Origin of the sequence: Croceibacterium atlanticum (assembly GCF_001008165.2) — a bacterium.
In the GTDB taxonomy this organism is placed as follows: domain Bacteria; phylum Pseudomonadota; class Alphaproteobacteria; order Sphingomonadales; family Sphingomonadaceae; genus Croceibacterium_C; species Croceibacterium_C atlanticum.
The window spans coordinates 3189265-3208838 of sequence record NZ_CP011452.2; the positions used below are offsets into that span (position 1 = coordinate 3189265).

A 19574-nucleotide genomic window follows, 5' to 3' on the forward strand; every position below is an offset into this window, starting at 1 on the left:
GACTTGGGTCAGCGGAAGGCGGGAATCATTTCCCGTCGGCGTTCCGGGCCATCTTGTTCAGCGCCTTGTCCCCCGCCGCACGCGCCTTGCGCCGGTTGCGGCCGCGATCGAACGCCACCTTGGCCAGCAGGCCGCCGCCCAGCAATACCATGCCAGGCACGGATTTGCTGGCCTGCCGCGCCACCGCCGCCGTGGCCAGCGCCCGCATTTTCGGGCGGCCTTCAATGATCGCGCGGGCCTTTTCCTCGTCAAAGCGGGCGCTCAACAGGCCGCGTTCCATGCTCCGTCGGAACAGGATCATCGCCACGCGCATACCCACATCGGCGATCAGCAGATTGGTTGATTCATTGGGGCTGGGGCCGCGAACCTTGCGGATTCCCTGCTTCAATCCCTGTTTCGCCGAACCGACAGCCTTGCCCACGCGCCGCTTTTCCCGGCGCGTCTTGTCCGAAGCCTGATCGGCCAATTCGCCAGGTTCGATCGCGTCTGTCATCCGGTCAGCCCCCGTTCTGGCAGCCGCCCCGCAATGCAAGAAGGCGGCTGGGTTATTTCTTGCGGCCGAAATCGACCGTGACGACGTTGGAGCCGTCCTCGCTCGAACCAACGCCTTCTTCGCGGCCCTGTTCCTTGCCGGATTCGCCCGGCGCGTCATTTTCCGCATCGTCGTGCATGGTGGGTTCGGCATCGGCCACGGCGGCCTGGAATTGCAGGCCGAAATCAACCGCGGGATCGACAAAGGCCGTGATGGCCGAGAAGGGAATCTCCAGCTTTGCCGGAATCTGGTTGAAGGTCAGGCCGACGGAAAAGCCTTCTTCCTCGACAGCGAGATCCCAGAACTTGTTCTGGAGGACGATCGTCATTTCGTCGGGGAATCGTTCGCGCAGGTGGGAAGGGATATTCACCCCCGGCGCACCCGTCTTGAACGTCACGTAGAAATGATGATTGCCCGGCAATGTGCCGCCGGAACGTTCAACCGAGCCGAGCACGCGACCGACCACGGCACGCAGCGCTTCCTGCACGATTTCGTCATATGGTATCAGGCTGTCAGGCGTTTCGTCGCTCATATCGAGCCGATAGGTGGAGCCGTGTTCGCTCCCGGTCAAGCAGGAATGCTTGCACCATGGCGCGCCGTGCGTATAGCGCGTGCCTCATGCGTACAGGCCGGATAGCCCGAAAGACTGCGGAAACCGACATTCTCGTCGAGGTGAATCTCGATGGGTCGGGCAGTTATGAGATTTCCACCGGAATCGGTTTTCTCGATCACATGATTGAACAGTTCAGCCGTCACTCGCTGATCGATGTGACGCTGAAGGTCGATGGCGATCTGCATGTGGATCAGCACCACACCACGGAAGACAGCGCGATCGCGCTGGGCCAGGCGATACTGGATGCGCTGGGCGACAAGGCCGGTATCGGCCGATATGGCCATGCCTATTCGCCGATGGATGAAACGCTGGCCCGCGTGGCGCTGGATATTTCCGGCCGCCCCTATCTGGTGTGGAAGGCCGCCTTCACGCAGGAAAAGCTGGGCGAACTGGATACGGAACTGGTCGAACACTGGTTCCATTCGGTGGCGCAGGCCGCCGGAATTACCCTGCATATCGAACTGCTTTACGGCCAGAATAACCACCATGTGTGCGAAGCGATCTATAAGGGTTTCGCCCGCGCCATGCGCAGTGCAGTAGAACTCGATCCGCGCAAGGGTGGGGCCGTGCCTTCCACCAAGGGGCGGCTGGGTGGCTGAAGCCATTGCCCTGATCGATTACGGCGCCGGCAATCTCCATTCCGTTCATAACGCGCTGAAGGCAGCGGGTGCCGAACGGATCGCGGTTACGGCCGATCCGGATATCGTGCGCGGCGCGCAGCGCATCGTTCTGCCGGGCGTGGGTTCGTTCCGCGCCTGCGCCCATGGGCTGAAGGCGATCCCCGGCCTGGTGCAGGCGATGGAAGAACGCGTGCTGGATGACGGCGTGCCCTTCCTCGGCATTTGCGTGGGCATGCAATTGCTTGCCACGCGCGGGCTCGAACATGGCAGCACGCCCGGCCTCGGCTGGATCGAAGGGGAAGTGCACATGATCGAACGCACCGATCCTGCCGTGAAAGTGCCGCATATGGGCTGGAACGATGTCGTCCCCACTCCGCATCATGACGGGGCGGCCCTGATCGAACCGGGCGAAGCCTATTTCCTGCATTCCTATTTCTTCCAGCCCGAAAACGGGCGGGATATCGCCGCCATGACCGACCATGGCGGGGGGCTGGTCGCCGCCGTCGCGCGCGACAATATGGTTGGCGTCCAATTCCACCCGGAAAAGAGCCAGCGTTACGGTCTGGACCTGCTGGGCCGCTTTCTTGAATGGGATCCGTCATGATCATCTTTCCCGCCATCGATCTCAAGGGTGGCCAGGTCGTTCGCCTGGCGGAAGGCGATATGGACCGGGCGACCATCTATGGTGACGATCCCGCCGCGCAGGCCCGCATCTTTGCCGATGCCGGGGCGCAGCATCTGCATGTCGTCGATCTTGACGGAAGCTTCGCCGGACGCGCGGAAAACCGGGAAGCGGTGGAAGCGATTGTCGAGGCGTTTCCCGGCTATGTCCAACTGGGCGGCGGCATTCGCGATGCCAGCGCCGTGGAAGGCTGGTTCAAGCTTGGCGTGGCCCGCGTGGTCATGGGCTCGGCCGCGCTGAAGAACCCGGAATTCGTGAAGGATATGGCCCGCGAATGGGAAGGCGGTATCGTCGTGGCAGTCGATGCGCGCGACGGGATGGTCGCGACCGAAGGCTGGGCGGAAGTGTCCGACGTGCCCGTGGCGGACCTTGCCCGCCGGTTCGAAGATGCGGGCGTTGCCAGCCTGCTGTTCACCGATATCGGCCGCGACGGAATGCTGAAGGGCTGCAATGTGCAGGCAACGGTGGATCTGGCGCGCCAGACGGACTTGCCCGTGATCGCCAGTGGCGGGGTGAAGGGGCTGGACGATATTCACATGCTGTCCCTGCACGCACAGGACGGGATCGAAGGGGTGATCACCGGCCGTGCGCTGTATGAAGGCCGGCTGGATCTTGCCGCGGCGCTGGCCATGGCGGAAAAGGCCTGACCGATGGTGCTTGCCGCTGCCCTTCTTGCCATGCTGGTCGCGCTCGCTTTGGCGCATGATATTTTTCGCCGCCGTGTCAGCTTCGGCGCGGTGATGGTTCGGCGCGACCGGACGCCGCGCGCATATTGGGCGCTGATCGCGCTTTCTGCGCTGTGTTTCGGCGCCTGCCTGGCGGTGCTGGTCGAACGGCTGGCGAACGAGCCGGTCTGCAATGGCGGCCCGCCCTGTCCCGTGGTCATTCTGGAATCGATATGACGGTCCGGGTCAGAGTCATACCGTGTCTGGACGTGGCCGATGGCCGCGTGGTGAAGGGCGTCAATTTCGTCGACCTGAAGGATGCCGGCGATCCGGTGGAGCAGGCCCGCGCCTATGACGCGGCCGGGGCTGACGAATTATGCTTTCTGGATATTTCCGCCAGCCATGAAGGGCGGGGCACCTTGCTGGATATCGTCCAGCGCACGGCGGAAGTCTGTTTCATGCCTTTCACCGTGGGCGGGGGTGTGCGCACGGTGGAAGATGCGCGGGCCCTGCTGCTGGCCGGGGCGGACAAGGTGGCGGTCAATTCCGCCGCCGTGGCACGGCCCGAAGTGGTTTCCGATATTGCCGAACGGATGGGCAGCCAATGCGTCGTCGCTTCCGTCGATGCGCGGCGAACCGGGCCGGGGAAATGGGAAATATTCACCCATGGCGGCCGCCGCCCGACCGGGATCGACGCGGTGGACCATGCGGTGAAACTGGCTGATCTCGGCGCGGGTGAATTGCTGGTCACGTCCATGGACGGAGACGGAACGCAAAAGGGCTATGATCTCCAGCTGACCCGCGCGATTGCCGATGCGGTTTCAGTCCCGGTGGTCGCCAGCGGCGGCGTCGGAACGCTCCAGCATCTTGTGGAAGGTGTGACGGAAGGCCATGCCAGCGCGGTTCTGGCCGCGTCGATCTTCCATTTCGGCACTTATTCCATAGCCGATGCCCATGCAGCATTGCGCGCTGCGGGCCTTCCGGCGCGTAGCTGATCGTCGGAATTTTTTACAAACGGATGTAGGGCGTCTTTCGCGTTAACCTTCCTGTCCGTGTGATTGCGTCGTTTTTTGGCTGTGGCACGGTGTTTGCGTAAAGATTTGCGATGGGTCGATTTTCTGCAATCTGCTGCGCCTTGATCGCGCTTTCCGCTTCGCCTGCTCATGCGCAGGCAGGTCTTGCCGTTCCCGAAGGATCGCATCTGACGCTGTTCGCGCTTGGCGTGCTGGGCGTGATTATAGGGCGGGGCATCGCCAGCAAGCGTCGCTGAGCGCTTTCATGCGCGGACCCGCTTGACGAGCGCATTGCGCTTGCCCATGCCCGGCGCATGGATATGCCAGGCGATACGCTTTCCCGTCTCGAACAGACCATTGCCCAGCGCGCCAGTGCCGCGCCGGACCAGAGCTATGTCGCGCAGTTGAATGCGCGCGGCCTGCCGGTCATGGCCCGCAAACTGGGCGAAGAAGGGACTGAAACCGTTGTCGCCGCCCTTTCGGGCAGCCGGGAAGAACTGGTGGGCGAAGCGGCCGATCTGCTGTTTCACCTGATGGTCCTGCTGGGCGCCAAGGACGTGAAACTGTCCGAAGTCATGGCGGAACTGGACCGGCGGGAAGGGACATCCGGCCTGGTGGAAAAAGCCGCGAGGAAAGCGTGATGCCGATCGACCCGACCCAGCCTTATGATCCCGACAATATCTTCGCCCGGATCCTGCGCGGGGAAATCCCGTGCAACAAGGTGTATGAGGATGAATGGTCGCTGGCATTCCACGACATTTCGCCCCAGGCGCCGGTGCACATACTGGTCGTGCCCAAGGGGGAATGGGTCAGCTGGGACGATTTTTCCGCGAAAGCATCGGCGGAAGAGATTGCCGGCTTCGTGCGTGCCGTCGGCCATGTCGCGCGCGAACATGGGCTGGTAGAGCCCGGATACCGGATGCTGGCCAATATCGGCGCTCATGGCGGGCAGGAAGTTCCGCACCTGCACGTCCACCTGTTCGGCGGTGGTCCGCTGGGGCGGATGATCGCCGTCTAGAATCGCTCTGCCGCAAAACCGCGAAGATGGCGCTTGCCCCGTGAGTCGCGGGGGCGCTACTGCTGTCATCTCCATGGCGCACCCCCAACCACCCTCGGGCCATTTCGAAGGCCGTCTGCATCTCTTTCCGGTGCGGGTCTATTACGAAGATACCGACCTGTCCGGTATCGTTTACCATGCCAATTACCTGCGCTGGTTCGAACGCGCGCGGTCGGACATGCTGCGCCTGCTGGATATAAACCAGCGTGCAGCCCTGGAGGCTGGAGAGGGAAATTACGCGGTCGCCGACATCGCGATACGATTTGCTCTCCCGGCGCGGCTGGATGACGCTATAATCATTGAAACACGGGCCACGGAACTGCGCGCGGCCAGCGTGCGTTTGCAACAACGTGCCCTGCGTATGGATGGGGAGGAGAAGGTGCTTCTGGCCGAAGCTGATATTCGTGTGGGCTTCGTCAGTCCCCAAGGCCGCCCCCGCCGCCAACCCGCCGCCTGGCGGGATGCATTCGCTCCCCTACTCGACGTGAAAGACGCCGAATGATTCTAGACATGATGACTGCAGCGGGCGCTACGGCGCCGACCCGGCTCGATCCGCTGCAACTGTTTCTCGATGCCGATATCATCGTCCAGCTGGTGATCGCCGGCCTGATTGCGGCCAGTATCTGGGTGTGGATGATCATCGTTTCCTTCTCGATGAAGATGGGCAGTGTGAAACGCCGCTGCCGCGATTTCGAGGAAGATTTCTGGCAGGCCGACAATCCTGAAAGCCTGCTGGGTGGCCGCAAGGGCAAGGCCAACCCATCCTCCCGCGTGGCCGCAGCCGGGATAGAGGAACTGAAAAGTTCCACTTCGGGCGGCGTGCGCGATCGTGACGGCACGCGCCAGCGCGTTGCCCTGGCGATGGAAGGGCAGGTCGCGGTGGAAAGTGACCGGCTTGCCGAAAGGCTGAACTTCCTGGCCACTACCGGATCGGTCGCGCCTTTTGTCGGCCTGTTCGGCACGGTCTGGGGCATCATGAACAGCTTCTTCCAGATCGGGACGCAGCAGAACAGCTCGCTCGCCGTCGTGGCGCCGGGTATTTCGGAGGCGCTGTTCGCCACCGCAATCGGCCTGTTTGCCGCCATCCCGGCGGTGATCGCCTATAACCGATTCAGCCACCGGGTGGATAATTTCCAGGCGCGGTTGCAGCGTTTTGCGGACAAGGTTCACGCCCAGATCAGCCGAGAGCTGGAGCGCGCCTGACCATGGCAATGGGCCTGCATAGTTCGCGGCGGCGCGGGCGGTCATCGCGCCGCACGCCCATGGCGGAAATCAACGTCACGCCGCTGGTCGACGTGATGCTGGTGCTGCTGATCATCTTCATGGTCACCGCGCCGCTGCTGACCAGCGGCGTGCCCGTGGATTTGCCGGAAAGCCGCGCCAATGCGCTGGATCAGGAACCGGACCAGGTGACGATTTCCATCGACCGCAGCGGTTTCATCTATGTGGATGATGCAGTGGTTGAAAACGGCGCTTTCCCATCGGTGATTTCGGGCCTGCAATGCGGCGCGCCGGAAGGGCCGATCATTACATTGCGTGCCGATCGCGGGCTGGAATATGGCCGGGTGATGGCCGTGATGGGTGAATTGAACCGCGCGGGCTGCAACCGGATATCGCTGGTCACCCGCGGTTCAGATGAGGCTCCATAGCTCCGCCTCCATGGCCGGTTTCGCCCATCTTTCGCGTGAAGAACGCATCGGTCTCGGCATTGCCGCGGCGGCGCATGTGGCGATCGTCGCCGTGCTGGTATTCTATGACAAGTCGCCGCCTTCCATACCGCCGCCCGAACGGATGGAAGTGAGCCTGGCGGACGAGATCAGCCTGACCTCGACCGCGCCGGATCCAGCTGCCCAGCCGCAGGCCGTCGTGGCGCCCGAATTATCGCCGGAGCCCGCGCCGGTGCCGGAACCGAGCCCCGCCGTCACCGAAGAACGGCCGCAGCCGGTTACGCCTCCTCCGCCGCAGCCGCGCGTCGCCTCCACCCCCGCACCGGCGCCGCGCCCGACGGCGACCAGTCGCCCGCGGCCCACGCCCACGCCGACACCGCAGCCAAGCCCCACGCGGCAGGAACGCGCCGGCGGCAGCCGCATCGGATCCGACTTCCTGGAAGGCGCCGGTACGAGCGAGGGGGCGGACCGGGGGACGCAGGCGAGCGAATTCGGCGCGGCGGAGCGCGCCGCGCTGGCATCTGCGATCAACCGCCAGCTGAAGCCGCATTGGAGCGCGCCGCAAGGCGTCGATGCCGAAAAACTGGTGACCGTATTAAGCTGGGAACTGAACCGGGATGGCAGCCTGGCGGGTGCGCCCAGACTCGTGAGCCAGTCCGGTATTACCGATTCCAATCGCCCGCAGGCCAAATTACATGCAGAAAGGGCCATGCGTGCAGTTCAACTTGCGGCGCCGTTCAATCTGCCGGAAGAATTCTACGACAAATGGAAGCGCATTCGCGAATGGCGCTTCGACAGGAAATTGTGATTATGCTGAAGCCGATCCTTGCCTTCGCCCTGGTTGCTGTCGCCGCGCCTGCCGCCGCGCAGCAAGCCGCGCCTTCGGGTTCGCTGGACCTGCCGCCAGTGCAGGCGGAAAATGGCGATGAAGGCGGGCTGACCGGCTCCGTTACCGATGAAAATGCGTGGCAGGATCTTGGCATTGCCATTCCTGCCTTCGCAACCAACCGCGATGTGCCGACGCCGGCCAATTCGCAGGGCACGGGCGCGCTGGGGCTGGAACTGTCGCGGGTGATCTTCAACGATCTGCGCAATAATGGCCTGTTCCGCCCGGTCGGCCCGGATGCCTTGCCGCGGCCGAACTATGAACAGATCACCGCCCCGGCATGGAATGTCTGGCGCGGCCGTTCGGCGGAAATGCTGGTCCATGGCTATGTCCGCGCGAACGATGATGGGCGGCTGACCGTGGGCTGCTATCTCTACGATGTGCAATTGCAGGATGAACTGGTGCGGGAAGGCTGGGTCGTGCAGCCCGCCGAATGGCGCCGCGCGGCGCATAAATGTTCCGACCTTGTCTATTCGCGCCTGTCCGGGGAAAGCCCGTTCTTCGATTCCAAGATCGCCTATATCGCGGAAACGGGGCCCAAGGATCGCCGGATCAAACGCCTGGCGATCATGGATTCCGATGGCGCCAATCATCGCTTCATCACCAATGGCCAGGCGACGGCGCTGACCCCGCGTTATTCGCCCGACTATTCGCAGATCGTCTATCTCAGCTATCTCAACGGCAGGCCGCGCATCTATGTCTATGACATCGGCACTGGCCGCCAGACGCTGGTGACGCAGAGCGACAATGCCACCTTCGCTCCGCGCTGGTCGCCCGATGGGCGCTGGATTCTCTATTCCATGGCCATTGCCGGCAATACCGATATCTATCGCGTCCCGGCGAGTGGGGGGCGCAGCGAAAAGCTGACCGATACGCCGGGCATCGACATTGGCGGATCCTATTCGCCCGATGGCAGCCAGATCGTGTTCGAAAGCGACCGTTCCGGTTCGCAACAATGCTATGTCATGAATGCCGACGGCACCAATCAGCGCCGCATCAGCTTCTTTGGCGGACGCTGCGCGACGCCTGAATGGAGCCCGCGCGGTGACCAGATCGCCTTTACGCATATTGTCGGCGACCTGCGCGTTGCCGTGATGAGCCCGTCGGGCCGCAATATGCGCCATCTTACCGATGGCTGGCAGGACGAGGCGCCGACATGGGCGCCCAACGGCCGCATCGTGCAATTCTTCCGTACAGCCAGGGGATCGGGCGAAGGCTCGCTCTGGCAGGTTGATCTTACCGGCGAGAACGAGCGCAGGCTCCCCACGCCGGTTGGCGCGTCAGATCCGGCCTGGGGACCGGTTTTGCCGTAAATGCGTTTCCATCCCCAAGGGCCGCATCATTTTAAATAGTTAGTTGAGGAGGATAAGGCATGCAGAAGAAGCTCGTTCTCGCCCTGACCGCCACCAGCGCGCTTGCGCTCGCGGCCTGCGCAAAGAAAGCGCCCGAAGAATTGCCGCCGCCGCCGCCGACTGCGACCCCGGCGCCGACACCTGCCCCCACGCCGACGCCCACGGGCCCGGTCCCGGGTACACAGGCGCATTTCTCGCAGGCAATGTCCGGCAAGGACACGATCTATTTCGATCTCGACAAGTACGATATCGATGCACAGGATCAGGCCGCGCTGCGCGCTCAGGCTCAGTACCTGATGCAGTATTCGAACATCCGCGCCACGGTGGAAGGCCATTGTGACGAACGCGGCACGCGCGAATACAACCTCGCTTTGGGTGAACGTCGTGCGAATGCGGCCAAGAACTATCTGGTCAGCCTGGGCGTCCCGGCGACCCGCCTGACCGTGGTCAGCTATGGCAAGGAACGTCCTATTGCCCTTGGTTCCAACGAGGAAGCCTGGGCGCAGAACCGCCGCGCGGTTACTATCGTCCTGAACTGATCAGCGCAGGATAACGGGCAGCGGCAAATCCGGCAGCTGCACCGAAATTGCGGGCGCGGCGATATCCATCGTCGCGCCCCTTTGCATTGCCATGTCGGAAGGCTGAAAAGATCCGGGCGCAAACAGGGCCAGCGCGGAAAGCGCAAAAATGGCAAAGGCAGATGCGATGGCGAGCTGTTTGGACATGGATGCTTCGACAGGGTGAATGGTGGCCGGGGCTTTAGCGGGGACATAGTCAACAATCGGTTTATTGCAATGCAGCATCGGCCAGATAATAATGCTCGCCGATCGGAACCGGGCGTGCCGGCGGCCTTTACGGCCCTGTTCGATTGCCGCGAGAATGCCTATAAAGGGCAAATGCTTTCACTGGGTGCGAATTGATGGCGAGGCACAGGCGCTCGCTCGACTGGGGTTTTCCGCGCTGGCGCGGCTATGGTTCTTCCCGCGAGGCGGCAACCGTTCGCCTGTGCGACCGGCATGGCTGTGAAGAACCTGGCGATTGCCCTGCGCCAAAATCCCCGAACAGCCCGGAACGCTGGTATTTCTGTCAGCGCCACGCGGCCGAATACAACCAGAAATGGGATTATTTCGAAGGGCTCGACAAGGAAGAGGCGGCGCAGCGCGCCCAGGCCGAGCAGACCGAAAATGCCGGCTATGCCGAATCCGCCCATTATGGCTGGGCGACCAGCGGCGATGGCAGCCGCAGCGCGGACGAGATGCGCGCGCTTGATGTGCTTGGGCTGGATTCCCACGCGGATTTCGCCGCCATCAAGAAGGCGTGGCGGGAAAAGGCCAAGGAAGTGCATCCCGATGTGAGGCCGGGGGACGCGGAGGCGGCAAAACAGTTCCAGACCTTCAGCGTGGCCTATGAAGTCCTGCGGCAGGCGGAAGAACGCCGGGAATGGCGCGGTTCCTAAACCTGATCCAGTGCCTGTTCGAAATCAGCGATCAGATCGTCCGCATCTTCTATCCCGATGGAGATGCGCACCAGATTATCGGTGATGCCCAGCGCCTTTTTCCGCGCATCCGGAACGGATAGGTGGGTCATGGCCGCAGGGTGGCTGGCCAGCGTTTCCGTGCCGCCTAGGCTGACGGCCAGCTTGGCAATGCGCAGACTGTCGAGGAAGCGGAAACTTTCCGCTTCGCCGCCCTTGATGAAGACCGAGAATGTGCTGCCCGGGCCGCTGCAATGACGGCGGTAAATGTCCTGCTGGCGTGAACCTTCCGGCAGCAGGCCGAGAAAGCCGACGCCTTCCACCTTCGGGTGGTCTTTCAGAAAATCGCAGACCTTCACCGCGTTTTCGGTCGCCCGCTGCATGCGCAGTTCCACCGTTTCCAGCGAACGCAGCAGCATCCATGCCGTGTTGGGATCGCAAATGCCGCCCATCGTGTTGCGCAGGGATCGCACCGGATCCATCCAGTGTTTCGCGCCCGCCACGCTGCCGGCCACCAGATCGGAATGTCCGCCGACATATTTGGTCAGCGAATAGACGACGATATCCGCGCCATGATCGAGCGGGCGCTGCCAGACGGGGCCGAGGAAAGTGTTGTCGATGGCGATGGGCGTTTCGGCCGGGTCCATCGCGGCGTTTCGCGCATCGCGCACCGCCTCCACATCGACCAGCGCATTGGTGGGATTGCCGGGGCTTTCCAGATAGATCATCGCGACCTTGCCGCCTTGCGCATCGGCCTGCGCCTTCGCCTTGGCCAGCACCGCGTCCAGTTCTTCCCGTATGGCACCGGCCGGGAAATCGACATAGGTGACGCCGAATTTCGCCAGCACCTTGGCCACGAAGCCCTCGCTCGCCGCATAGAGCGGGCCGGAATGCACGATCACATCGCCTGCCTGGCAATAGGCCATCAACAGCACGCAGATTGCGGTCATGCCGCTGGAAAAGACCAGCGCTTCCTCCGCGCCGTCCCACACGCCCAGCCGGTCTTCCAGTATTTCCTGGTTGGGGCCATTGAAGCGGGAATAGACCAGGCCATCCGCCCCGCCGCCGCCGGTAATGCTCTTGAAATGCCTTTTGCCCGCCTCCGCGCTTTCAAAGGCGAAAGTGCTGGTCAGGAAGATCGGCGGCTTCAGCGCGCCTTCTGACAGAACCGGATCATAGCCGAAGCCCATCATCAGCGTGGACGGCTTGAGCTTGCGCCCGCCGATCTTTGTCACTTCCGGTTTCGGTTTGCGCCGCGGAGTGGTGGGATCGATGGGCGGGAGGTCTTTCGGATCGGACATGGTTACAGTGGTAACCTTTCTGGAATTGTATTGCGAGCGCCAAACAATGCCGTGCGCTGGAACAGTTGGAACACTGTCCTGAAGGAGAATTCCGCCAGCATGGGCCGGTTCCGAAATGACGGTGGAGAGGGGCAATTTTGCGCGGTGCCAGCCATGCGCCGGAGGGTGGATCAGGCAAGCGGAGTAGGAAAGGGGAACAGGGACGGGCGGGGCAGCACAGGGCGCGCTAGATAAAAGCCTTGATCGCCCAGACCGTGCCCACGATCAGGAATATTCCGCAAATATCCAGCAGCAATCCGGCGCTGACCATGCGCGGCAATTCTATCCGGCCGGTTGCCCAGGCGATGGCGTTTGGCCCTGTCCCGGCGGGCAGCATGAAGCCCCAGCTCGCCGCCATGGCCGCTGGCATGGCCAGCAATATGGGATCGACGCCCAGCGCCACGGCCAGGCTGGCGACGACCGGTATGATGCCGCTGGCGGTGGCGACATTGCTGGCAAATTCGGTGATCAGCACCACCATGCCCACCACCGCCAGTGCCACGATGGGCAGGGGCACGCTGGCCAGTGGCAGTAATGCCTGGCCCAGCCAGTCAGCCAGCCCGCTGCGTGTCATCGCGCCGGCCAGGGCAAGCCCGCCGCCGAACATCATGATCACATCCCACGGGGCGCGATTGGCCTCCGTCCAGTTGAGCAGGCGGCGGCCCGTCCCGTCCGGCAGGATGAACAGGGCGAGGCCCGCGACAACGGCAATCGTGCCGTCGGTCAGCGATCCTGGTGGCAGATAGGGGCCGGTCAGGGGCCGTGTCATCCACAGCAGGAAGGCAAGCAGGATCACGGGAACCAGCCGCTTTTCCGGGCCGGTCCATGGCCCCTCCGGCTTGATCGCTTCGCGTGCGGCCACCGCATCGAAGGGGTGATCGGCAATGCGCTGCACCCTGGCGATCAGAAATGCGGCCAGCGGAATGCCGAGAATGACGATCGGCACGCCGAATACCATCCACAGGGCGAAGCTGATTTCCAGTCCGATCGTTTCGCGCAGGAGGGCGACGGCAATGGCGTTGGTCGGGCTGCCGATGATCGTGCCGAGCCCGCCGATAGAGGCTGCAAAGGCAATGGCCATGGGCAGCGCGCCCGAAAGGCCCATGCGCTGATCCTTGTTTGCTCCGCCGCCTGCCAGCACTGCCAGCGCCATCGGCATCATGATCAGCGATGTGGAAGTGTTGGAGATGATATTGGAAAGGATCGCCGCCGATACCATGAAGGCCAGCATCACGCGCATCGGCCCGCCTGTCCCCACTGCATCGAGGACGAAGACAGCCAGCCGTTTGTGCAAGCCCGTTCTTTCGATGGCGAGGGCGAGGAAGGCCCCGCCCAGGATCAGGAACAGGATCGGCGAATAATAATCCGATGCGACTTCGTTCGGGCTGCCGACCCCGGCAAAGGGCAGGATGGCGAAAGGGAGCAGGGCCGTGGCGGTCAGCGGGATCGCTTCCGTCATCCACCAGGCGGCCATCCACATGACCAGCCCGGCCACGGACCATGCCTGGGCAGACATGCCGGCGGGTGCGGGCAATATGATCGTGGCGGAAAAAGCGGCCAGGCCCAGCCAGAAGCCGATCCGCTGCGCATTCATGCCCGTCCGCCCAATATAGCCCCCTTTACCCCGTGCGGGACCGATCCTAGCCTTGGATGTTCATTCGGCAAGGAGGTTGGCCGTGGCTGAGGGCAGGGTGCTTGGCATCGGCGGCATATTTCTGCGTGCGCAGGACCCGCAGCGACTGGCCGCCTGGTATCGCGACAATCTGGGATTTACCGTGACTTGCGCCGGGCAACCTTCGCCCGACGGGGCGTGGTTCTGGCAGGCCGAAGGCGGCGATACGGTCTTTTCCATTTTTCCAGCGGACAGCGATTATTTCGCCGCGGACCGGCAGGTAATGATCAATTTGCGGGTTTCAGGGATGGATGCGCTGATTGCCCGGCTGCGCGATCACGGCATTGCGGTGGAAACACGCGCGGAATGGGATCACCCAGAGACAGGGCGTTTTGCCCGGATCCATGACGCGGAAGGCAATCCCATCGAATTGTGGGAGCCGCCGGCGTAGGGCTGATGCTTGGCAGGCGGGGCCGGTTCGATGGTTTTCGGGCCGAAATTTCCGATGATGCGCGAATGGCAGTTCGCCCTTCGCGCATCATCCGGATATTTTCCTGAAATGGATAGGCGCCGCGCCGAGTGGCGAATCGCCCGATTTCCCTATTTGGGAGCCAGCACCATCAGCATCTGCCGGCCTTCGAGTCGCGGATAGGCTTCCACCTTCGCGATTTCCTGAACATCGTCCTGCACGCGGCGGAGCAGGTCCATGCCCAGATGCTGGTGCGCCATCTCGCGTCCGCGGAAGCGAAGGGTGACCTTCACCTTGTCGCCATGCTCGATGAACTTGTTCACATTGCGCATCTTCACATCGTAATCATGGTCATCGATGTTGGGACGCATCTTGATCTCTTTGATTTCCTGCGTCTTCTGCGTCTTGCGCGCAGCGCTCGCCTTTTTCTGCGCCTCGTAGCGATGTTTGCCGACATCGAGGAACTTGCAGACGGGCGGGTCTGCATTGGGCGAAACTTCGACGAGGTTGAGGCCGACTTCGGCAGCCTGTTCGATCGCTTCCCTGGTATACATGACGCCCAGATTTTCACCGTTCTCGTCAATGACGCGAACCTTGGGAACCTGGATCATGTTATCGTAGCGCGGTCCTGATTTGACCGGGGGCGCCATCATGCGCCGGGGTGGACGGGGTATAAGACGTTCTCCTGTAACTATTGCCCTCAGTCCCTCTATTTAAGGGCTAACGCTCCGGCGCGCTAGGGGGTGCAGCGCAGGAAACGGGGAACAGATTGCAGATTTGCCGGCGTCAGGCTGCGCGCCAGAGGGGGAATGTGGCGATCCTGCCCCTGGCCGGCACCACGGCATCGATCGCATTGGCTGGCTGCATGGCCTTCAAAATTGCCGGATCGGCGGCGTTCATCCCCCCGGTAAGTGCGCCGAAAGCAGGCAGGATCATCCGGCTTTCGCTGCGCACCGCGCAGGGGCGGCGGATCGAACGGTCGCGCACGCGCAGTTGCAGCCGGGGGTGGAAATGGCCGGAAAGTTCGGGCTGCTTTTCGCCCTTCTTTGCCTCGTGCCGGAGAATCAGCCCGGCAATTTCCAGTTCTTCCGCCAGTTCGCCGCCGCTGCCATCGCCCGTTTGGTGATCGTGCAATTCGTGATCGTGATTGCCGGTGATCCACACCCAGTCCACCGCGCGGGTGAGGGCGGCCAGCATTCCCGCTGCATAGGGTTCCAGCCGATCGGCCCCGGCGCTGTCATGGAAATTGTCCCCCAGGGTGAACACGCGCCGCGCGCCCGTTTCGCGAATCGCCAGCGCCAGCCGGTCCAGCGTTTCGCGGCTGTCATAGGGGGGCAGCATCTGGCCGTGCCTGGCATAGAAGCTGGCCTTTTCCAGATGCAGGTCCGCCACCAGCAGCGCGGATTCGCGCGGCCAGTACAGCGCGTTGGAAGCGGTGAGGGCGAACTCTTCCCCGGCAAATTCCAGCGATGCGAACGAAAGGTGAACCATGGCTCTCACTTGCCGCGCGGCGGCGGGTTTGGCAAGGGGTCTGGAAGGACTGCTGCGGGCAGGGGAAGGTGAAAAACGAATGACCGACTGGCAACCCTATACCGAGCGTGCACGGGAATGGTTCGAATCGCTGCGCGACCGCATCTGCGCCGAATTCGAAGCGATCGAGCGTGAAGCCGGATCGGATGCGCGCTTCGAATATATCCCCTGGAACCGCGACACGGATGACGAATCCGAAGGCGGCGGCGGCGTGCGCGGCCAGATGAAGGGCAAGGTCTTCGAAAAGGTCGGCGTCAATGTTTCCACCGTGCATGGCGATTTTGCGCCCGGTTTCGCCGGCACGATCAACGGCGCGAGCGAGGAAAATCCCGGCTTTACCGCCACGGGCATCAGCCTAGTCGCCCATATGGCCAATCCGCATGTCCCGGCCGTGCACATGAACACCCGCTTCATCACCACCAGCAAGGCGTGGTTCGGGGGCGGGGCGGATCTCAACCCCCCGATCCCGTATGAAGAGGATACGGAGGAATTCCACGCTGCCTTCCGCGCCGCCTGCGCAGCCCATAACCCGACCTATTACGAACGGTTCAAGAAATGGGCGGATGATTATTTCTTCATCCCCCACCGCAATGTCGCGCGCGGCGTGGGCGGCATTTTCTACGATCACCTGGAATGCGCGGATGAAACGGCGTGGGAACGCAATTTCGCCTTCACGAAAGACGTGGGCGAGGCGTTCCTGGCATCCTTCCCGAAGATCGCCCGCCGCCGGATGGGCATGGAATTCACGCCCGAGGACAAGCAGCAACAGCTTGAATGGCGGGGCCGCTATGTCGAATTCAACCTCGTCTATGACCGCGGGACGTTGTTCGGCCTCAAGACCGGCGGCAATATCGACGCGATATTGATGAGCCTTCCGCCCGAGGTGAAGTGGAGCTGACGATATAGCCAGTTGGCGCGTTCTTGATCTTTTGGGGCCCCTTACAGGTGCTGCTTGGTTTGGTTCAGTACTTGGCCTGAGCTCCGTGATGGTTGCGGTGGCAGCGTACGAACCCTCGGCATCGGTGGACCCTTTTATGGGTCTCGTCACCGTATTGCTTATTGCGACCCTGTTCTGCTTTCCCGTCGCTGCCATCTCCTTGTGCGTGGTTGGAGTGCCTGTCGCTATTTTGCTTCGACGGTTCTCTGGCCGGTGGTGGATGTGGCCTCTTGCCGCTCTGGCAGGCGCCGGGAGTGGACGCCTGCTGAGCTGGACTATGGGGTTTCATGAACTTGGTGAAGGGCCCGGACAAATCTTCGAAATTGGTACCTTGATTGGCTTGTTTGTTGGGCTGCTATGGTACCGCCTTGCCTATCCACGGCTCGATTCAGCAGAGGAATGACATGCACCGACTGACCCTGGCCCAGGCCAATGCCATGATCGAAGCCGCTTTCGCCAAGGGGGCGGAGATGGGGTTGAAGCCCTTGACGGCGACAATCCACGATCCGGGCGGCCATCTGATCGCGTGCCAGCGGCAGGACAATGCCTCCACCCTGCGGGTGAGGCTGGCGGCGGGCAAGGCGGCGGGCGCGCTGGCGCTGGGCGTTTCCAGCCGGACAGTCGGCGAAATGGCGCTGGACCGTCCGCATTTCATCGCTTCCATCGATTCCATGGATTTTGGCGGCATGGTCCCGGCCGCGGGCGGGGTAATCGTGCTGGACGAAGCGGGCGTGATCGTGGGCGCTATCGGCGTGACCGGCGATACCAGTGATAATGACGAGGCCTGCGCGCTCGCCGCGATTGCGGCGGTGGGGTTGAGACCTGCGAACTAGCGGCTGGTCTTGTGCCTATCCTTCGACAGGCTCTGGATGAGCGGGTCTTGGTTCTCTCTTCGGTGCAAATCCCGCTCATCCTGAGCCTGTCGAAGGATGGTCACCACGCCATCCACCCGTGACATTGCCACTCGGCTGCGCTTGAGGTTACTACTGCAACCAACTGCCCATTCCCTCCGACCGGAGACAAAGATGCGTTTTGCCCTGTCCGCCGTGCTTCTGCTGTTTGCTGCCGCCTGTTCCAGTGGCGGCGATGCGCCGCAGGAAGAGGTGATGGTGTCCCCCATCCTTACTACCGAGGATGCAAAGGACCCGGCCAGCTTTGCCCAGCCGGAAGTCGCGCGGGTCACCCATGTCGATCTGGACCTGGCGCTGGATTTTGAAAGCAGGAGCGTTTCGGGCACCGCCACGCTGGACGTGCTGGCCGATCCGGATGCGGATACGATCGTGCTGGACAGCAAGGGCCTGCAGATTTCCGCCATCACCAATGAGGATGGTGCGGATGTGCCCTTCACCGTGGGCGAAACGGTGGAAGGCAAGGGCGAGCCGGTGACGGTTACCATCGGGGACGCCCGGCAGATCACCGTTGCCTATACCGCGCCAGATTCCGCGGCGTTGCAATGGCTTTCCCCTGAACAGACAGCGGGCGGGGAACATCCCTATTTGCTGAGCCAGGGACAGCCGACGCTCAACCGCACCTGGATCCCCACGCAGGACAGCCCCGGCATCCGCCAGAGCTGGGAAGCACGCATCACCGCGCCCAAACCGTTGACCGTGGTCATGTCCGGCCTCAGCGTGGGCGAGCCGGAGGATGTGGGCGATGATCGCCGGGCCTTCCGCTTTTCCATGACCAAGCCAGTCGCGCCTTATCTGATCGCGATCGCGGCGGGCGATCTGGAATTCCGCGAACTGGGCCCGCGCACCGGCGTGTGGAGCGAACCCGCCATGATCGATGCCGCCGCCGCCGAACTGGAAGACACCGAAGCGATGGTGGAAGCGGCGGAGGAGCTTTACGGCCCCTATCGCTGGGGCCGGTACGACATGATCGTGCTGCCGCCCAGCTTCCCTTATGGCGGGATGGAAAACCCGGTTATGACCTTCCTGACGCCGACCTTCATCGCCGGTGACAAGAGCCTGACCGGGCTGGTGGCGCATGAACTGGCGCATAGCTGGTCGGGCAATCTCGTCACCAATGCCAACTGGTCGGACAGCTGGCTGAATGAAGGCATCACCTCCTATTTCGAAAACCGCATCGTCGAGAAGGTCTATGGCAAGAAGCGGGCGGAGCAGGAGGCTGCGCTGAGCTTTGCCGGGATGGAGGAAGCGATTGCGGAGAATGGCAGCGACGCCATGATCACCGCGCTGCACCTGCCGCCGGAAGAAGCGACGCCCGATGGCGGATCATCCGGCATCATTTACGACAAGGGCGCCACTTTCATGCGCACGGTCGAAAAGATCGTCGAGCGGGAAAAATTCGATGCCTGGCTGCGGCAGTGGTTCGACAGTCACGCATTCCAGCCCGCCACCTCCGCCCTGCTGCTGGAAGATATGCGCGCCAACCTGGTGCAGGGTGACAAGGAGCTGGAAGAGAAGCTGCAGCTCGATGCCTGGGTCTATGAACCGGGCCTGCCCGATAATGTTGCGCGTCCGGCGGAAAGCGCCTTTGCCGAAGTGGACCGGGCGGCGTCCGCTTACGAAGACGACGGCACGCTCAACCCCGAATTGTGGGGCGGGTGGACCACGGCGGAAAGGCAGCGTTTCCTGGCCAGGCTCCCCCGTGAACTGAGCGCGGCGAAGCTGGCTGAGCTGGATAGCAAGCTGGGCCTGTCGGAAACGGGCAATAACGAGATCCGCTTCGCCTGGCTCGAACTGGCGCTGGAGAACCGTTACGAACCGGCCGTGCCGCAGGCGGAACAATTCCTGTCCACGGTCGGCCGCACCAAATTCGTGCGCCCGCTGTTCAAGGCGCTGGTGGATCAGGGTGCGTGGGGCCGCCCGATTGCGGAACGGATCTATGCCGATACGCGCAGCGGCTATCATGCCGTGACGCAGGGCGCGGTGGACAAGGTGATGGGCCGGGACGGCTGATCCCCCGCCGCCTCTCTGCATGACAGACAAGGGAGCGCCGGTTGATGCCGCGCTCCCTTTTTTGTGTCCGATCAAGTGTCTGGCGGACAGTTGGCCGGGGTGTCAGTACGCGTCCGGAACGCAGGCGCATTCACGGGATTACACTGAAGGCCGCAAGAAACGGCCGCTTTTTAAAATTCTTAATATTAAGAAATAATATAAATA

At 62.6% G+C, this 19574-nt stretch carries 26 protein-coding genes; 19 read left to right on the forward strand and 7 right to left on the reverse strand.

The genetic code is table 11. The features are described from left to right. Positions 1-25: 25 nt before the first annotated feature. Positions 26-493 carry a hypothetical protein gene (locus tag WYH_RS15080; protein ID WP_053833621.1) on the reverse strand — a complete coding sequence of 156 codons (468 nt, stop codon included), beginning with the start codon at positions 491-493 and terminating at the stop codon, positions 26-28. 52 nt (positions 494-545) lie between these two features. Continuing rightward, complete coding sequence (locus WYH_RS15085; RefSeq protein WP_046905250.1) at positions 546-1064, reverse strand: SspB family protein; 519 nt, start codon at positions 1062-1064, stop codon at positions 546-548. An 86-nt stretch (positions 1065-1150) separates the two neighbouring features. Here WYH_RS15085 and hisB point away from each other — a divergent pair, with 86 nt between their 5' ends. The 14 genes from hisB to pal all read left to right on the forward strand — a co-directional run bounded on the left by hisB (position 1151) and on the right by pal (position 9626). Beyond that, a complete protein-coding gene (hisB, locus tag WYH_RS15090; protein ID WP_046904482.1) occupies positions 1151-1744 on the forward strand; it encodes an imidazoleglycerol-phosphate dehydratase HisB in 594 nt (197 codons plus the stop codon). After that, positions 1737-2369, forward strand: coding sequence for an imidazole glycerol phosphate synthase subunit HisH (hisH, locus tag WYH_RS15095; protein ID WP_046904483.1), 633 nt, complete (start codon positions 1737-1739; stop codon positions 2367-2369). Before hisB ends, hisH begins: the two co-directional genes overlap by 8 nt. Beyond that, positions 2366-3094: a 1-(5-phosphoribosyl)-5-[(5-phosphoribosylamino)methylideneamino]imidazole-4-carboxamide isomerase gene (gene hisA, locus WYH_RS15100; RefSeq protein WP_046904484.1), complete on the forward strand. Its 729-nt coding sequence runs from the start codon at positions 2366-2368 to the stop codon at positions 3092-3094. The genes hisH and hisA overlap by 4 nt, the downstream gene beginning before the upstream one ends. 3 nt (positions 3095-3097) lie before the next feature. Beyond that, entirely contained in the window at positions 3098-3349 is a 252-nt protein-coding gene (locus WYH_RS15105; RefSeq protein ID WP_046904485.1) for a hypothetical protein, read from the forward strand. Further along, entirely contained in the window at positions 3346-4107 is a 762-nt protein-coding gene (gene hisF, locus WYH_RS15110) for an imidazole glycerol phosphate synthase subunit HisF (RefSeq protein ID WP_046904486.1), read from the forward strand. The genes WYH_RS15105 and hisF overlap by 4 nt, the downstream gene beginning before the upstream one ends. 110 nt (positions 4108-4217) lie before the next feature. Continuing rightward, entirely contained in the window at positions 4218-4382 is a 165-nt protein-coding gene (locus WYH_RS17025) for a hypothetical protein (protein ID WP_169780807.1), read from the forward strand. Between the two features lie 57 nt (positions 4383-4439). Then, a complete protein-coding gene (locus WYH_RS15115; RefSeq protein ID WP_046904487.1) occupies positions 4440-4766 on the forward strand; it encodes a phosphoribosyl-ATP diphosphatase in 327 nt (108 codons plus the stop codon). Further along, complete coding sequence (locus WYH_RS15120; RefSeq protein WP_046904488.1) at positions 4766-5143, forward strand: histidine triad nucleotide-binding protein; 378 nt, start codon at positions 4766-4768, stop codon at positions 5141-5143. The genes WYH_RS15115 and WYH_RS15120 overlap by 1 nt, the downstream gene beginning before the upstream one ends. A 73-nt stretch (positions 5144-5216) precedes the next feature. Then, complete coding sequence (locus tag WYH_RS15125; RefSeq protein ID WP_046904489.1) at positions 5217-5684, forward strand: YbgC/FadM family acyl-CoA thioesterase; 468 nt, start codon at positions 5217-5219, stop codon at positions 5682-5684. Beyond that, positions 5681-6385: a protein TolQ gene (gene tolQ / locus WYH_RS15130; protein WP_046904490.1), complete on the forward strand. Its 705-nt coding sequence runs from the start codon at positions 5681-5683 to the stop codon at positions 6383-6385. The genes WYH_RS15125 and tolQ overlap by 4 nt, the downstream gene beginning before the upstream one ends. A 2-nt stretch (positions 6386-6387) precedes the next feature. Continuing rightward, a complete protein-coding gene (locus WYH_RS15135) occupies positions 6388-6831 on the forward strand; it encodes an ExbD/TolR family protein (RefSeq protein WP_046904491.1) in 444 nt (147 codons plus the stop codon). Further along, positions 6818-7657, forward strand: coding sequence for an energy transducer TonB (locus tag WYH_RS15140; RefSeq protein WP_235979557.1), 840 nt, complete (start codon positions 6818-6820; stop codon positions 7655-7657). The genes WYH_RS15135 and WYH_RS15140 overlap by 14 nt, the downstream gene beginning before the upstream one ends. Before the next feature lie 2 nt (positions 7658-7659). Then, positions 7660-9048, forward strand: coding sequence for a Tol-Pal system beta propeller repeat protein TolB (gene tolB, locus WYH_RS15145; RefSeq protein WP_046904493.1), 1389 nt, complete (start codon positions 7660-7662; stop codon positions 9046-9048). 59 nt (positions 9049-9107) lie between these two features. Further along, positions 9108-9626 (forward strand): peptidoglycan-associated lipoprotein Pal, encoded by a 519-nt coding sequence (pal, locus tag WYH_RS15150; RefSeq protein ID WP_046904494.1) that lies wholly within the window; start codon positions 9108-9110, stop codon positions 9624-9626. Here pal and WYH_RS15155 read toward each other — a convergent pair whose 3' ends face one another. Next, entirely contained in the window at positions 9627-9812 is a 186-nt protein-coding gene (locus WYH_RS15155; RefSeq protein WP_046904495.1) for a hypothetical protein, read from the reverse strand. A gap of 194 nt (positions 9813-10006) precedes the next feature. Here WYH_RS15155 and WYH_RS15160 point away from each other — a divergent pair, with 194 nt between their 5' ends. Next, complete coding sequence (locus WYH_RS15160) at positions 10007-10543, forward strand: J domain-containing protein (RefSeq protein WP_046904496.1); 537 nt, start codon at positions 10007-10009, stop codon at positions 10541-10543. Here WYH_RS15160 and WYH_RS15165 read toward each other — a convergent pair. Together WYH_RS15165 and WYH_RS15170 are read right to left on the reverse strand one after the other, a co-directional pair. After that, the gene (locus tag WYH_RS15165) at positions 10540-11862 is read right to left on the reverse strand and encodes a cystathionine gamma-synthase family protein (RefSeq protein WP_046904497.1); all 1323 of its coding nucleotides are present in this window, start codon (positions 11860-11862) and stop codon (positions 10540-10542) included. The two genes, WYH_RS15160 and WYH_RS15165, sit on opposite strands and share 4 nt — an antisense overlap. Before the next feature lie 226 nt (positions 11863-12088). Next, positions 12089-13495, reverse strand: coding sequence for an SLC13 family permease (locus WYH_RS15170; RefSeq protein WP_156320159.1), 1407 nt, complete (start codon positions 13493-13495; stop codon positions 12089-12091). Positions 13496-13577: 82 nt separating this feature from the next. On the opposite strand from WYH_RS15170, the gene WYH_RS15175 reads away from it, so the two are divergent. Further along, on the forward strand, positions 13578-13964 hold the full coding sequence (locus WYH_RS15175) for a VOC family protein (RefSeq protein WP_046905251.1): 387 nt from the start codon (positions 13578-13580) through the stop codon (positions 13962-13964). 149 nt (positions 13965-14113) lie between these two features. Here the strand turns inward: WYH_RS15175 and infC are convergent, their stop codons facing one another. Continuing rightward, positions 14114-14635, reverse strand: a complete 522-nt coding sequence (gene infC / locus WYH_RS15180; RefSeq protein ID WP_046904499.1) for a translation initiation factor IF-3 — start codon at positions 14633-14635, stop codon at positions 14114-14116. A gap of 133 nt (positions 14636-14768) precedes the next feature. Next, positions 14769-15473 (reverse strand): ligase-associated DNA damage response endonuclease PdeM, encoded by a 705-nt coding sequence (gene pdeM, locus WYH_RS15185; RefSeq protein ID WP_046904500.1) that lies wholly within the window; start codon positions 15471-15473, stop codon positions 14769-14771. A gap of 79 nt (positions 15474-15552) precedes the next feature. Between pdeM and hemF the strand changes: the two genes are divergently transcribed. From hemF to WYH_RS15205, 3 genes are all read left to right on the forward strand, one after another. After that, positions 15553-16410: an oxygen-dependent coproporphyrinogen oxidase gene (gene hemF / locus WYH_RS15190; RefSeq protein ID WP_046905252.1), complete on the forward strand. Its 858-nt coding sequence runs from the start codon at positions 15553-15555 to the stop codon at positions 16408-16410. A gap of 443 nt (positions 16411-16853) precedes the next feature. Then, positions 16854-17282, forward strand: coding sequence for a GlcG/HbpS family heme-binding protein (locus tag WYH_RS15200; RefSeq protein ID WP_046904502.1), 429 nt, complete (start codon positions 16854-16856; stop codon positions 17280-17282). A 192-nt stretch (positions 17283-17474) separates the two neighbouring features. Beyond that, positions 17475-19370 (forward strand): M1 family metallopeptidase, encoded by a 1896-nt coding sequence (locus tag WYH_RS15205; protein ID WP_046904503.1) that lies wholly within the window; start codon positions 17475-17477, stop codon positions 19368-19370. Positions 19371-19574: the final 204 nt, after the last annotated feature.